The 15025-nt window shown below is 46.6% G+C and carries 12 protein-coding genes; 9 read left to right on the top strand and 3 right to left on the bottom strand.

Annotation, left to right across the window (positions count from 1 at the left end; all coding sequences use genetic code 11):
- The first annotated feature begins 4 nt into the window (after nt 1-4).
- The 7 genes from ACN0V2_RS11540 (at nt 5) to ppnN (ending at nt 10006) form a co-directional block, all read left to right on the top strand.
- The gene (locus ACN0V2_RS11540; RefSeq protein ID WP_417550971.1) at nt 5-832 is read left to right on the top strand and encodes an ABC transporter permease; all 828 of its coding nucleotides are present in this window, start codon (nt 5-7) and stop codon (nt 830-832) included.
- Entirely contained in the window at nt 829-1614 is a 786-nt protein-coding gene (locus ACN0V2_RS11535; protein ID WP_417550970.1) for an ABC transporter ATP-binding protein, read from the top strand. Before ACN0V2_RS11540 ends, ACN0V2_RS11535 begins: the two co-directional genes overlap by 4 nt.
- Nucleotides 1607-2347: an urea amidolyase associated protein UAAP1 gene (locus tag ACN0V2_RS11530; protein ID WP_417550969.1), complete on the top strand. Its 741-nt coding sequence runs from the start codon at nt 1607-1609 to the stop codon at nt 2345-2347. Before ACN0V2_RS11535 ends, ACN0V2_RS11530 begins: the two co-directional genes overlap by 8 nt.
- Nucleotides 2348-2367: 20 nt before the next feature.
- Nucleotides 2368-3006: an urea amidolyase associated protein UAAP2 gene (locus tag ACN0V2_RS11525; protein WP_417550968.1), complete on the top strand. Its 639-nt coding sequence runs from the start codon at nt 2368-2370 to the stop codon at nt 3004-3006.
- A gap of 88 nt (nt 3007-3094) precedes the next feature.
- A complete protein-coding gene (gene uca, locus ACN0V2_RS11520; RefSeq protein ID WP_417550967.1) occupies nt 3095-6691 on the top strand; it encodes an urea carboxylase in 3597 nt (1198 codons plus the stop codon).
- Nucleotides 6691-8484, top strand: coding sequence for an allophanate hydrolase (gene atzF / locus ACN0V2_RS11515; protein ID WP_417550966.1), 1794 nt, complete (start codon nt 6691-6693; stop codon nt 8482-8484). The genes uca and atzF overlap by 1 nt, the downstream gene beginning before the upstream one ends.
- A gap of 160 nt (nt 8485-8644) precedes the next feature.
- The gene (gene ppnN, locus ACN0V2_RS11510; protein WP_417550965.1) at nt 8645-10006 is read left to right on the top strand and encodes a nucleotide 5'-monophosphate nucleosidase PpnN; all 1362 of its coding nucleotides are present in this window, start codon (nt 8645-8647) and stop codon (nt 10004-10006) included.
- Between the two features lie 9 nt (nt 10007-10015).
- Here ppnN and ACN0V2_RS11505 read toward each other — a convergent pair whose 3' ends face one another.
- The 3 genes from ACN0V2_RS11505 to ACN0V2_RS11495 form a co-directional block, all read right to left on the bottom strand.
- Nucleotides 10016-10396, bottom strand: a complete 381-nt coding sequence (locus ACN0V2_RS11505) for a nuclear transport factor 2 family protein (RefSeq protein WP_417550964.1) — start codon at nt 10394-10396, stop codon at nt 10016-10018.
- A gap of 77 nt (nt 10397-10473) precedes the next feature.
- Nucleotides 10474-11064, bottom strand: coding sequence for a hypothetical protein (locus ACN0V2_RS11500; RefSeq protein WP_417550963.1), 591 nt, complete (start codon nt 11062-11064; stop codon nt 10474-10476).
- A gap of 11 nt (nt 11065-11075) precedes the next feature.
- On the bottom strand, nt 11076-12614 hold the full coding sequence (locus ACN0V2_RS11495) for an AmpG family muropeptide MFS transporter (RefSeq protein ID WP_417550962.1): 1539 nt from the start codon (nt 12612-12614) through the stop codon (nt 11076-11078).
- A 157-nt stretch (nt 12615-12771) separates the two neighbouring features.
- Between ACN0V2_RS11495 and dinB the strand changes: the two genes are divergently transcribed.
- Together dinB and ACN0V2_RS11485 are read left to right on the top strand one after the other, a co-directional pair.
- A complete protein-coding gene (gene dinB / locus ACN0V2_RS11490; protein ID WP_417550961.1) occupies nt 12772-13878 on the top strand; it encodes a DNA polymerase IV in 1107 nt (368 codons plus the stop codon).
- 58 nt (nt 13879-13936) lie between these two features.
- Entirely contained in the window at nt 13937-14590 is a 654-nt protein-coding gene (locus ACN0V2_RS11485; RefSeq protein WP_417550960.1) for a hypothetical protein, read from the top strand.
- The last annotated feature ends 435 nt before the right edge of the window (nt 14591-15025 follow it).

The following is a 15025-nucleotide window of genomic DNA, read 5'->3' as shown; positions in this document are numbered from 1 at the left end:
TCTCGTGAAGAGACTGATCAATCAACGTCCAGGTACTTTAGGAAAATGCCTGCTGGGTCTATTGCCATTCGTTGTTATTGGGATTGTTTATTTTTACTTTTCCAGTGAACGTCTGGCGATTAACCCGAATGATAAATTGATGCCGTCAATGCAATCTTTTATTGATGCGGTGTCTTATTTGGCATTCGAACCCAACAAGCGTACCGGTGATTATGTATTGTGGGCGGATACGGCTGCCAGTCTGCAAAGACTAGCACTCGGCGTCGGCATCAGTGCTTTGACCGGTCTGATTATTGGCATTCTGGTCGGCATTATTCCATTGGTCAGAGCTGGAATAGCGCCGGTGATAACCATTATTTCATTGGTGCCACCTTTAGCGATTTTGCCCATATTGTTCATTATCTTCGGTTTGGGTGAACTCTCCAAAGTGATGCTGATTGTGCTGGGCATCACGCCTTTTCTGATCCGCGACGTACAACTCAGGGTGATGGCATTACCGCATGAAATCATCATTAAAGCGCAGACATTGGGCGCCAACAGCTGGCAATTAATTCTCCGGGTAGTGTTACCTCAAGTGTTGCCCAAGTTGATTGATGCAGTTCGTTTGAGCCTGGGCTCAGCCTGGTTATTTCTGATTGCTGCCGAGGCTATTTCAGCCACCGAAGGACTCGGTTACCGCATTTTTCTGGTTCGGCGTTATATGTCGATGGACATCATTTTGCCTTATGTGGTGTGGATAACGCTGTTAGCCTTTTTGATGGATTACCTGCTGAGACGCCTGTCAAAAAGTGTCTTTCCCTGGCATTCGACCGACCAGGGGGAAGGCAAATGAACGATATCAAGATCAAAAATCTGTGGAAGGAATACGGCGACAATATTGTGCTGGAAAATATCAATCTGGATGTCAAAGCCGGCGAGTTTGTCACGCTGGTTGGTGCATCAGGTTGTGGCAAAACCACCTTCCTGAAAATGCTGTTGGGCACTGAGCAACCTACTAGGGGTGAATTGCTGTTAAACGGTAAACCAATAGCCAATGAACCGGGTGCTGATCGCGGCATTGTCTTTCAGAAATATTCGGTATTTTCCCACCTTAACGTCGTCGAAAACGTGATGCTGGGTGAGGAATTGAAGGAATCTCCCTTACTGGGACGCTGCTTTGGCAAAAAACGTCAGGCTATTCGTGAGCGTGCTGTCGCTTTATTAGAGAAAGTCGGCCTCGGCCATGCCTTAACCAAATATCCAAGCGAATTGTCAGGCGGTATGCAACAACGCCTGGCAATCGCTCAGGCCTTAATTAAACAACCACAAATTCTGTTACTGGATGAACCTTTTGGTGCACTGGATCCGGGTATTCGCTCTGATATGCATGAGCTGATTCTGGATATCTGGCGCGAGAGCAATATCACGATATTTATGATCACCCATGATCTGTCCGAAGGTTTCTCCCTAGGCACCCAACTGCTGGTCTTTGATAAACAGCGACATGATCCCGATCAGCCAAACCGTTATGGAGCTTCGATTACTTATGACATACCGGTAGGACGTTCCAAAAAACAAACCAACAATGATTTTCAAGATACGTTGATGACACAACAGGCTATGAACAATGACTGAAATTACCCAAGACAATGATGTTTTATATCAAGACACGCTTCCAGGTGGAGCCCACTGGTCAATGCTGATGCGCAAAGGCACGACTCTGCGGCTGATTGACCAGGATGGCGGTGCCAATGTTGGCATGTTGTTTTACAACCCAGAGAATACGCTGGAACGCTACAACGCTCCCGACACATTGAAATGTCAGCACACGTTTAAACTCACCAAAGGCCATTGCCTTTATTCTGATATGGGCCGCATCTTTTGCTCCATCACGGAAGATACGCTGGGCTGGCACGATACCGTTGGCGGCAATCTGACCAATGCTGCGTTAGAGGCTAAATGGGGCATCAAAAATTACCAACAGTTTCGTAATGATTGGACCATCAGTGGCGAACAGGCCTTTTTAGTCGAATTGGCCAAATATGGTTTGAATAAACGCGATATGGCAGCCAATCTGAATTTGTTTAGCCGTATCAAAACAGATGATCTGGGCAACCTAACCTATGTCGAAAACCATAGTAAAGCAGGTGATTATGTAGATCTGCGCTTTGAAATGGATACCCTGGTGCTGTTCCATACCTGCCCACACCCGATGAACACGGCAGCGACTTATCCGAAAATCCCCGTTAGCTATCAAATCCGTAATGCTGCCGCCGTCACTGAAGACGATCTCTGCCTGAATGCCTGTGCCGAAAACCAACGTGGTTTTGCAAACAATCGTCTCTATCACCTGTGTGCACATCATTAACGAAAAAGGACAAACAGATCGTGATTAAAGAAAGTCATTTGAATATTAATCAGGCAGCCCGTTACGAAGAAGTATTGGCCGGTGATTACTGGATGCAGCCGCTGCTAAAAAACCAGACCTTACGGATTGTCGATTTACACGGCAATCAGGCAGCAGATACGTTGTTCTACAGTGTTGCTGACCCGGCAGAACGCTACAGCGCGATGGATACCATTCGCGAACAGAAAAATGTTTTCCTGACTGCCGGCACCACGTTGTTGACCAATATGGGAAACCCCATGTTAACCATTACCGCCGACACCTGTGGTCGCCACGACACATTGGGCGGTGCCTGTGCTACGGAGTCGAATACAGTTCGTTACGCACTAGAGAAGAAAACCATGCATGCCTGTCGTGACAGCTGGATGTTGGCGGTCGCGGAAAACGAACAGTTTGGCATCAGCAAACGAGACATTACCCATAACATTAATTTTTTTATGAATGTACCGGTCACTGAACAAGGTGGATTAACCTTTGCAGACGGTATTTCAGAAGCAGGTAAGTACGTTGAAATGCAGGCTGAGATGGACGTCATTGTATTGATTTCCAATTGTCCTCAGCTTAATAACCCTTGTAACGCCTATAACCCGACACCGATAGGCCTTTATATCTGGGATTGATGTTACAAACAGCAATAACGTGTTTTGAGACGACTTGAAACACGCCAGTTTTTCAGTGGGACGACCCACACCTTGAGATGATAAAACCATGTTCAAGAAGATTTTAATTGCCAACCGCGGTGCCATTGCCACCCGAATTATTCGCACCCTACAGCAAATGGGTATTCAGGCCGTCGCCATCTATGCCGAAGCGGATCGTGACTCATTAAATGTCAGTACTGCTGATGAAGCCTTTTCGCTTGGAGAAGGTCGCGCTGCAGATACCTATCTGAATCAGCAACGCATTCTCGAAATTGCCAGAGAAACCGGCGCCGAAGCCATTCATCCCGGTTATGGTTTTTTAAGTGAAAACCCCGACTTTGCCCGGCTTTGTGAAGCCAATAATCTGGTTTTTCTGGGCCCCACACCGGAGCAGATGGAAGCCTTTGGTCTGAAACACAGTGCCAGAGCACTGGCTCAGCAAAACGATGTTCCGTTATTGCCGGGATCAGAATTACTTAAGGATATTGAACAGGCGATCTCGATCGCTCAAACCATTGGTTATCCAGTAATGCTGAAATCCACTGCGGGTGGTGGCGGTATCGGCATGAGCCGTTGTGATACCGAAGATGAGCTGAAAAATGCCTTTAATTCAGTTAAACGACTCGGCGCCAATAATTTTTCCAATGATGGCGTGTTTATTGAAAAATTTATCACCCAGGCTCGGCATATCGAAGTACAGATCATCGGCGATGGTCAGGGTCATGTTCTGGCACTAGGCGATCGTGACTGTTCCAGTCAACGGCGTAATCAGAAAGTGATTGAAGAAGCGCCTGCACCAAATATTCCAGACAATGTTCGTCAGGCAATGCACGAGGTTGCGGTTCGGTTAATGGCCGCCGTTAATTATCGCAGTGCCGGTACCGTCGAGTTTGTTTATGACGCTCAGTCCCATGACTTTTATTTTCTGGAGGTCAATACCCGGCTGCAGGTTGAGCATGGCGTCACTGAATTAATCTATCAGGTTGATCTGGTACGCTGGATGATCGAAGTCGGGGCGCAGGAAAACACCTTACCGGTGGAGGCCCCTGAACCTCATGGCCATGCGATACAGGTGCGTTTGTATGCCGAAGATCCATTCAAAAAATTCCAGCCATCAGCCGGTCTGTTAACCGAAGTCGTATTTCCTGAATTGCCAGACTTACGTATTGATCACTGGATCAAACCTGGCATCGAGATCTCGCCGTTTTTTGATCCGATGCTGGCCAAAGTAATCAGTTATGCAGAAACCCGCGAAATAGCCCATGAGAAACTGCTTTCTGCTCTAAAACAAATCAGCATCTACGGTATTGAAACCAATACCGACTATCTCAGCCATATTCTGAATGATGAGGCCTTTTTATCCGCCAGCATCACCACTCGGTATCTGGATAGTTTTGTCTATTACCCCAGGACGTTTAGCGTTCTATCCCCAGGCACCATGACCACCGTGCAGGATTATCCTGGCCGGCAAGGTTATTGGGATATAGGTATTCCGCCTTCCGGTCCTTATGACAACTGGTCATTCCGGTTGGGTAATCGTCTACTTGGCAATACCGAAGACTGTGCTGGCCTGGAAATCACGCTAAGCGGCCCGGAACTGGTATTTAACTGCAGCAGCCAAATTATCATTACCGGTGCCACCATCGAAGCCAAACTCAATGGCGAGCCGATTGATTGCTGGCAAATACATTCTATTAATAGCGGCGACAAACTTACGCTAGGTCAAATCAAAGCTGCCGGTACAAGAGCCTATCTGCTGGTTGCAGGTGGTATTCAATGCCCGAACTATCTTGGCTCTCGCTCCACCTTTACCCTGGGTCAATTTGGCGGCCATGTTGGTCGCACTTTAAAAACCGGTGATGTGCTGCATTTATCAGACGAAACCGCGGCAGTTGATTTAACAACAACACCTGCTGAATTAATTCCACAAATCACCACTCACTGGGAGATTAAGGTCATTTACGGCCCGCATGGCTCGCCGGATTTCTTCACCGAACAGGATATTGAAACGTTTTTTTCCGCTGACTGGAAAATTCACTATAACTCCAGTCGTACCGGTATAAGACTGATTGGTCCGCGCCCAGAATGGGCCAGAAATACCGGTGGTGAAGCAGGTCTGCACCCCTCCAATATTCACGATAATGCCTATGCGGTGGGCACCATTGATTTCACCGGCGATATGCCGATTATTCTGGGCCCGGATGGTCCGTCGTTGGGTGGCTTTGTCTGTCCGGCCACGGTAATTACTGCAGAACTGTGGAAAATAGGCCAATTAAAAGCTGGCGATACCGTGCGTTTTATTTCGGTGTCGATTGACACCGCCAGAGCCATGGAACAGGCTCAGCTGGAATCACTGAGCAATTTGATTCACAAAACTGTTGAGGTCGCCCCCACGGAAATTGGCTCACCAATCTATGACACGCTGGTGTCACCGGAAACGGGTATTGATGTCTGTTACCGGTTGGCCGGCGACCATTATCTCTTGGTCGAATATGGCGAACTGAAACTGGATATCAATCTGCGCTTTAAAGTACATGCGTTGATGTTGTGGTTACAGCAGCAGAATATCAAAGGATTACGTGAACTTACGCCCGGTATTCGTTCGCTGCAGATCCACTACGATGGCCTGCAAATTTCACTGGAAACGCTGGTCGGCATCCTTAAAAAAGCTGAACAGGAAATCAGTAATATTGAAGAAATGGATGTGCCTGCACGTATCGTGCATTTACCTATCTCCTGGAATGACGAAGCCTGTCAGCAAGCTATTCAGAAGTATATGCAAGGGGTACGTCATAACGCCCCCTGGTGTCCGGATAATATTGAGTTTATTCGTCGTATAAATGGTCTCAGCTCAGTCGATGAGGTAAAGCGAATTGTGTTTGAGGCCAGTTATCTGGTGATGGGTCTGGGTGATGTTTACCTGGGCGCGCCGGTCGCAACGCCGCTGGATCCCAGACACCGTCTGGTCACTACTAAATATAACCCTGCCCGTACCTGGACCGCTGAAAACTCCGTTGGTATCGGTGGTTCCTATCTGTGCGTTTATGGCATGGAAGGTCCGGGTGGTTATCAGTTTATTGGTCGGACCCTGCAGATGTGGAATCGTTATCTGCAAACCACTGAATTCACCAAACCCTGGTTGTTACGGTTTTTTGATCAAATCAAGTTTTATGAAGTTACTCATGATGAATTGGTACAGATCCGTCGTGATTTTCCCCAAGGCAATTACCCACTGAAGATTGAAGAAACCACCTTCAATCTTAAACGCTATAACCAGTTTATTGAGCAGCATAAAGAGTCGATTGATAGCTTTACCCGTCAGCGTGAACAAGCCTTTGAACAAGAGCTGGAACATTGGAAACGCGAAGGTCTTTTACATTTTGATAGTGGTAATGAACCGCAGATCATTGATGAGGAAAGTGCGCCGCTACCAGAAAATGCGATTTCCGTTGATAGTCCGCTCAATTGCAGTGTCTGGAAAGTGGAAGTGGAAATCGGATCGTCCGTACAAGAAGGCGATGTATTGATGATCCTGGAAGCAATGAAAATGGAGATCCAGATAACAGCGACTCAAGCCGGTACCGTCACAGAAATTACACGACAGGCCGGCGCGCAGGTGGGTATGGGTGATCGTCTGGTCGTTATTACTGGGGAGGCAAAATAATGGATATGACCATTGATGCCATCCATCAGGCTTACCGTGATGGCAAGCTCTCTCCGCATAAAATGATTGATGAGGTGCTGAAACGCGCCGCCACCTATGCTGATCGAAATATCTGGATAACCCTGTTATCCCGCGAAGCCATCCAGCCTTATCTGGACAATTTAATCGGCCAATCACCTGATAAATTGCCCTTGTACGGAATTCCATTTGCGATAAAAGACAATATTGAATTAGCCGGTGTCGATGTCACCGCTGGTTGCGAAGCCTATCGTTATACAGCCGAGCAATCCGCTCATGTGGTGGAATTACTGATTAATGCCGGGGCGATTCCGATTGGCAAAACCAATATGGATCAGTTTGCTACCGGGCTGGTCGGTGTGCGTTCACCGGATAAATGGGGCGCCTGCCAGAACAGTTTTGATCCAGAGTATATTTCCGGCGGTTCAAGTTCCGGTTCGGCGGTAGCGGTCGCATTGGGGCTGGTGAGTTTTTCGCTGGGCACCGATACTGCTGGCTCTGGTCGGGTACCGGCTGCATTTAACAATCTTATCGGTTTAAAACCGTCGCGAGGTTTACTCAGTAATCACGGCGTAGTGCCTGCCTGTAAAAGCTTAGATTGTGTTTCCATTTTCAGCCTGACTACGGATGATGCAAATCGGGTATTTGAAGTGGCTGCCGCGTTTGATTCCAAGGATGATTACTCCCGACACAATAAAGATACCAACCGAAAAAATTATGGCCAACTTGCAGCTGATAGCTTTAACTTTGCCATTCCGCAAGCTGGACAATTAGCATTTTTTGGCGATCAGGAAAATAAACAAGGCTTTTATAACACGGTTGAAACACTGAAAAAACTTGGCGGCACCTGTCATGAAATTGATTTTGAGCCGTTTCTGACGGCGGCCAGATTATTATACGAAGGCCCGTGGGTGGCAGAACGGCGCATTGCCACTGCTAATGTGAAACGTGAAGATATGCTGCCGGTTTTACAACAAATTCTCGATAGCAATAACACTGCTTCGGCCGAAGATCTGTTTAGTGCTGAGTACCAACTACAGCGCTGCAAACAGCAGGTCACGCCATTGCTGGAAAACTTTGATTTTATTCTCACCCCTACCGCCGGCACGATTTACAAAATCAAAGAGGTTCAGGCAGAACCTATTAAACTCAATAGCCAGTTGGGTTATTACACCAACTTTATGAATCTGCTCGACTGCAGCGCGGTTGCCGTTCCGGCAGGCTTCAACGCAAAAGGGCTACCGTTTGGCGTGACACTGTTTTCCAGAGCATTCAGTGATACTCGTTTGTTGTCTTATGCCAATCAACTGCAACAAACATTGAAATTACCGCTGGGAGCAACCTCGTTGCCGCTTGCTGAATCTCATGCGTTAAACACCGGGGTAATGGACCGGATCCAGGTCATTGTCTGTGGAGCACATTTAGAGGGACAGCCCCTCAACTGGCAATTACGGGAGCGCGGCGGCAAGTTAATTCGAGCCACTCAAACAAGCCCCGATTATCGGCTTTATGCACTTCCCGGCGGTCCACCTGCAAGACCCGGCCTGGTGAGAGATGAACAACAGGGTGAATCGATTGAAGTTGAATTATGGGAATTACCCACTGCCAGCTTTGGCTCTTTTGTCGCTGGGATCCCTGCCCCATTAGGTATTGGCAAGGTCCAATTGGCCGATCAACAATGGCACACGGGCTTTATCTGTGAGCCGTATGCCATCACAAACGCTACCGATATTAGTCATCTTAAAGGCTGGCGGGCATACGTTCAGCAGCAATAAACAGCTTCATTTGTAAAACAAACCGAGCCGGAATCAATCCGGCTTGGCTTTCCTGTAACAAAAAACTGGCCACTATTTTAACGGGCATCCACTCTTCCATTGATTCCCACTCGCAACAGTGGGAGTATGTTGGCTCGCCTTTTTTTATCAATAGAAGTCTATGAACAAAATCCAACACACCACGATTCGCCCATTAAGAACCTTAAATCTGCTTTCTCAGGAAGAAATCCAACGCATCAGTAATACCAGCGAAGATCTGCATCAATTATTCCGAGATTGCGCGCTGGCGATTTTAAATACCGACAGTCATCAGGATGATGCCGAGCAAATCTTTCATACCTATGCGGATTTCGATATCAAGTTGGTACCGCAATCGCGTGGTGTGGTGTTAGAAATCAAAAATGCCCCTGCACAGTCTTTTGTAGACGATAAAATTATTCGCGGTATTCAGGAGCATTTGTCTTCAGCGCTGCGCGATATTATTTATACCGATTTCAAAATTCTATCCCGGCAAACGTCACCAACCTCTGAGCAAATCACCGATAGCGTGTTTATGATTCTGCGTAATGCAGATGCCATAAAACCGAATATGACACCGAATCTGGTGGTCTGCTGGGGTGGTCATTCGATTCCACGGGAAGAATATGATTACGCTAAACATGTAGGTTACGAACTGGGACTAAGAAGTCTCGATATCATCACCGGCTGCGGTATTGGCGCGATGAAAGGCCCGATGAAAGGCGCAGCGGTTGGTCACGCCAAGCAACAATTTAAAAACGGTCGGTATATCGGCATCAGTGAACCCGGCATTATTGCTTCAGAATCACCGAATGCGATTGTTAATGAACTGGTGATCATGCCGGACATTGAAAAACGCCTGGAAGCATTTGTCCGTCTCGGGCATAGTTTTATTGTGTTTCCGGGTGGCGTTGGCACCGTGGAAGAAATTTTCTACTTACTGAGCATTCTGTTACATCCAGAAAACAAACAAGGCATTCCGCTGGTATTTGCCGGCCCGGAATCCTGCCGTGAGTATTTCGAGACGCTGGATAAATTTCTGCGCCGTTGTCTGGGTGATGAGGTAGCTGAGCTGTATCAAATTGTTATCGGCGAACCGGCAACCGTTGGGCATATCATTCGTGAGTCTGTCGACCAAGTGCATCAAGCTCGCCGTGAATCGCAGGATGCCTATTACTATAACTGGCAATTACATATCGATCCGATGCTACAACAGCCGTTTATCCCTACTCATGAAAATATGGCATCTCTCCGGTTATATCCCGATATGCCACGTCATGAATTGGCCAGCAACTTACGATCAGCGTTTTCTGGCATTGTAGCTGGTAATGTCAAAGCCTTTGGTATTCGCGAAGTAGCCAAACATGGGCCCTACATCATCAACGGCGATCCCGACTTGATGCGAGCAATTGATGACTTATTACGTATTTTTGTCCGTGAAAAACGTATGAAACTGGGACAGGACGAAAATGCTTACAAACCCTGTTACAAGCTGCTGGATTAATCCAGCAGCTTAGGCCTCGTCATGCAGATGAAATACTTTATTCATCACCAGCCACTTACCATCAATTTTTAATAAATTGAAAAAATCGGTAAAGCGGTGACCGGTCCAATTATCTGATTCGAGCCTAACGCTGGCTGCTGTGCCAACCACATCAATATGAGTAATCATCGACTTCAACTCTTTGGCCGGTCCATTTTCATCATTCCAGTCATATAAACCCTGAATGGGGCCGGCAAATAAATCCGGACCAACATAACCATAAATGGTCGCATCCTGATGAAACGCCGGTTTCATAAGTTCTCCACGGCCTGCCACAGCACCATCAATATAGTGTTGAATCAATTTGCTGATGGCCTCGTAATCATCGATTGAAATAGCAGTATTCGACATAATTAACTCCGTGTTATTGATCACAGCAGTCAACATAGCATAAACATTTCGGGGATATTTCCCGCTAAATTCAGCTGTCAGGAAATGATTTTCAACTGCTTTACGTAAATCAACTCACAAGCATTGGCACCGGTATCTTCACGGGTGAGCGAGCTGCGCCAACGCCAGCCATCATCAGCATTCACATTTACCAGATAGCCCTGCAGAGTCACTAACTGTCCCGGACGGATCTGCTTGAGTGTCCTGGCGACTTCATCATTCGCCGGAATCAAATGCATATTGGCACTTTGAGTTTCAATGTTCCGACGAGGAATCGGAAATGAATCGACCTGCCAGAAATACCAGCGGCCGGACTGACGAATAGTGATCTGCTTGACGACTTGCGGATCCGCCATTTCTCCCCAGCCCAATACCAAATCGGTGGGTGATAAATCTGCTTCACGCCCCAACCAATAGTCTTCACGTGATAACACTCTAGCTTCCAGTGTAAATTCCGCCACCGGTTGTATCGTATAGTCCTGCAAAGGAATAGGCTGCAAGCCTGACACTTCGGATTGTTGGGGTGCGTTATCTATAACTTGATGAGGAGCAGCATAGTTGATCTCAGCAGTCGAACAATGACGCCAGCCGAAAAAAATAACAACGATAATGAATAGCCAACGCCACATAAGCTGATTAGCTAACCATCAATGCGAAAACGCCTGGCTGCCAGGAATACTAATAACAACACCGGCACGCCCATTAAGGCTGTCAGCAAAAAGAACTGTTCATAGCCAATGCTTTCCACCATCGTCCCGGAATAGCCACCGAGGATTTTCGGCAACAAGGTCATTAATGAACTGAAAATGGCATATTGCACTGCGGTAAACGAGATATTGGTCAGGCTGGATAAAAACGCAATAAATGCTGCACTGGCTATACCGCCGGACAGATTGTCAGCAGAAATAACGATATACAGCATCCAGATATCATTGCCCATTTGGGCCAGTAACATAAACAATAGATTGGTCAACGCCGATAAAACCGCCCCTAAAAATAGGATCCGCATCACTCCGAAACGTAAGGCCAAAATGCCGCCAAGAAAGCCGCCACCAATGGTCATAAATAAACCAAAGGTTTTTACCACCGTGGCAATTTCCGGTTTGGTGAAGCCCATATCCTGATAAAAAATATTTGCCACAACCCCGAGCACAATATCGGAAATCCGATACAAGCCAATCAGTAACAGTAATAACAACGCCATAGACATGCCGTAGCGCTTGAAGAAATCCTGCACCGGCTCAACATAGCTGCGATGCACAATGCTTTTCTGTACCCAGCCCATTAATATCAACACTCTGGCAATAATCACAGCCACAATGATTGCGAGCACTAAGCGTACTAACTCAACACCGACCGCCGACATAGGGCCATTATTAAACACGTTGAGTAACTGCAGTCGAGCCTGACCAGCCCAGTCGCTGGTGAGATAGAAACTGGCAATAAAACCGCTTATCGACAATGCAAACGTCAGCATCAACCCCAGATAATCCCGCTTGCGATCCTCATGAACCTTTTTATTTACTTCAGGTTCAGGGCTTAACAGGGTGGTGACCACACCAATCAGCATCAGTGCCGCCATTATCAAATAGCTTTGTCGCCACGCCAGATAATCATATTCACCCATTTCCGAGCCAAAATAACTGGCCAGCATTAATGCCCCCGCCCCAGCCATCAGCATGCCGATTCGATATCCCGCGATATAACTGGCGGACATTAATGCCTGCAAACGGGTATCAGCAGACTCGATACGATAAGCATCAATCACCACATCCTGCGTAGCGGCTGAAAACCCCAGTAACACAGCCGCGACAGCCATTAAGGTCAGCGAGTGCGTTGCCGGATCGACCATGGCCATCATAACGATGGAAGCGATAATCATCATCTGTGACAGAAATAACCAGCTACGTCGTCGACCTAACAGCCGATGCAAGATCGGTAACGGTAGAATATCTAGCAGTGGAGCCCAGACAAATTTGAAGGAATAACCCAGCGCTGCCCAACTGAAATAAGTAACGGCGCTGCGATCGACGCCAGCTTCACGTAACCATAGGCTGAGTGAGGAAAAAATCAGTAATAATGGCAACCCCGCCGCAATGCCGAGAAACAGCATGGTAATAACTTGGGGGGTAAAAAAAGCCCGCAGACTTTCCTGCCAGGAACGGATACTTGCAATCAAACGTAAGCTCACTGATGAGGTTTAATTCGCTAAAGTAACATTGACGCTTCCTGCAATCCACTCTGAAATGACTGTCGGATCAAGATAGTAATATCTATTGCCACATCCGTATGTGGTTTATGAGAAAATATCGAGAACTCATCAACGCTAATTCTTAATGGCTAAACAACGAAAAATCATTCATGTGGATATGGACGCGTTTTATGCCTCGGTTGAACAACGTGACTTTCCCGAGCTTAAAGGCAAACCGCTGATCGTCGGAGGTCAACCCGATAGCCGTGGCGTGGTTGCCGCGTGCAGCTATGAAGCGCGCAAATTTGGTATTCATTCTGCCATGGCATCATCGCGGGCCTATCGATTGTGTCCAGAAGCCATTTTTGTTCGTCCTCGTTTTGACGCCTATAAAGAAGCATCCAACCAAATCCGTGAAATCTTCTGGCGATATGCCTCGGAAGTCGAACCGCTGTCTCTCGACGAAGCCTATTTGGATGTCACTTACACTGAATCATTTAACGGCTCTGCCACCTTGATTGCCAAAGCCATCAAAAGTGAAATACTCGCAGAAACCGGGCTCACCGCTTCGGCTGGCGTGTCCTACAATAAATTTCTCGCCAAAATTGCCTCCGATATGGATAAACCCGATGGTCTATATCTCATCCGCCCAGAACAGGGCCAGGAATTTGTAAACAAACTACCCATCGGCAAATTTCACGGCATCGGCCCAGCCACCGAAGCCAAAATGAAAAACCTCGGCATTCATACTGGTAATGACTTACGGCAGAAATCTTTAACTGAACTCACCGAACGCTTCGGTAAATCTGGTCAGTATTATTACAACATCGCCCGGGGCATTGATGAACGTCCGGTTCGTAGCTCACGAATCCGTAAATCGCTTGGTAAGGAAACCACCTTTGCTGAAGATATTCTGTCCGTTACTGAGTTGACGAACATCCTGCTCGACCTCGCCGAACAAGTGCTTGAAAGCCTCAACAAACACGATATGCAAGGCAGAACCGTTACAGTGAAAGTGAAATATGCTGACTTTCAGCAGGTTACTAGGGCTCAGACACTCGATCACAGTATTGGCTTTACTGATTTGCAGGAATGGATTCCGAAGTTGTTGGCTCGGACTGAGGCTGGGTATAAACCGATTAGGTTGGTGGGGTTGAGTTTGAGTGGGTTTGATTTGGGGGTTGTTGTTGAGAAGGGGCAGGCGCAGTTGGATTTGCTGTTAAATGATGCCACTCTGAATTTTTCAATTTGAAATTTAAGAGTCGATGTGACGGACAGTTTTTTTATAAGAAGATATCGGGGATGCTTTCATGCTTAAGCTAGAAGATTTGCAAAAAAAACTACATCCCAATTTAGACGAACATACAAAGATTCGTTTTAATCTGGCATTTCGTAGTTTGGAATATCAAGATAGCTATTGCCGATTCCATTATGAACAGTTTCTTAAAGAACTAGATTTCTTTAAAAAGGCAGTCCATGGTGAACTTCACGAAATGGATAACAGTTCGCCTCACTACTACAGATTGGCCTTTGAAGCACATGGATTTGCATTCTTTAGAGCACTTCATTCAATGATTGAATCAATCCCGTACTTGCTGAATATTTTTTTGGATGATTATGAAGATTCTGAAAATAGATATATAAAGTGGCATAGCATTTTGAAATACTGTGAGGACAAAGCCTATTATTTGGGGTCACGTGATTTAATACTCGCTTTGAGAAAATCAACTTCATATAAAGAACTTGAACATCTTGTTAATGTTTCAAAGCATCGCCGAATACCACGCATAGACAGCGGTATTTTTAGTATATCTGCAGGCCCTAGATTTTGTCCTGAGGATTTAGATCAACATTTTAGATCTTATGATATTGAAGTTCTCATGAATACGTTATTTGATGAATTGCATTCAAAAGCGTTGGAAGTGATTAAGAATTTCATGGAGATCGATGATAAAGGCTTATAGGTTGGTTTGAATTACGTAACCCAATAATTAGTACCCTATACTTCATTCTATCGCTGCCGCTGGGCGTTCATTTATTTTGCTTGTCCAAAATAAACGAACCAAACAAAAAGACAGCCCATACTCGCCCTGCGGGTTCCCTGCGCTTCTCAATCTGGTCGGGCATGACGGAAACTCGCTACGCTCAAACAGCCGTCATGCTGATCCGACCAGCTCTGCGATGCTCGGCTTCGCATAAGGGCATCAAGGAAAATGCCTCAAGCGTGGTGCTCGTGGATCCCCCTTTTGTGTTGACGAGTAGCGGCTTTTTGTCAGGATAAGAGACTTACCTGTTTGAGCGAAGCGAGTTTGGTGAGTCTCCCTGACAAAAAACGCAACGCAGTGAAGCCGCAGGCCAACACATGGGGTGCCTTTTCTTTTGGTTCGTTTTCTTTGGGC

Origin of the sequence: Methylophaga sp. (genome assembly GCF_048266885.1) — a bacterium.
Lineage (GTDB): Bacteria > Pseudomonadota > Gammaproteobacteria > Nitrosococcales > Methylophagaceae > Methylophaga.
The sequence above is the reverse complement of the archived record's forward strand: the minus strand, read 5'-3'. Positions and strand labels throughout refer to the sequence as shown.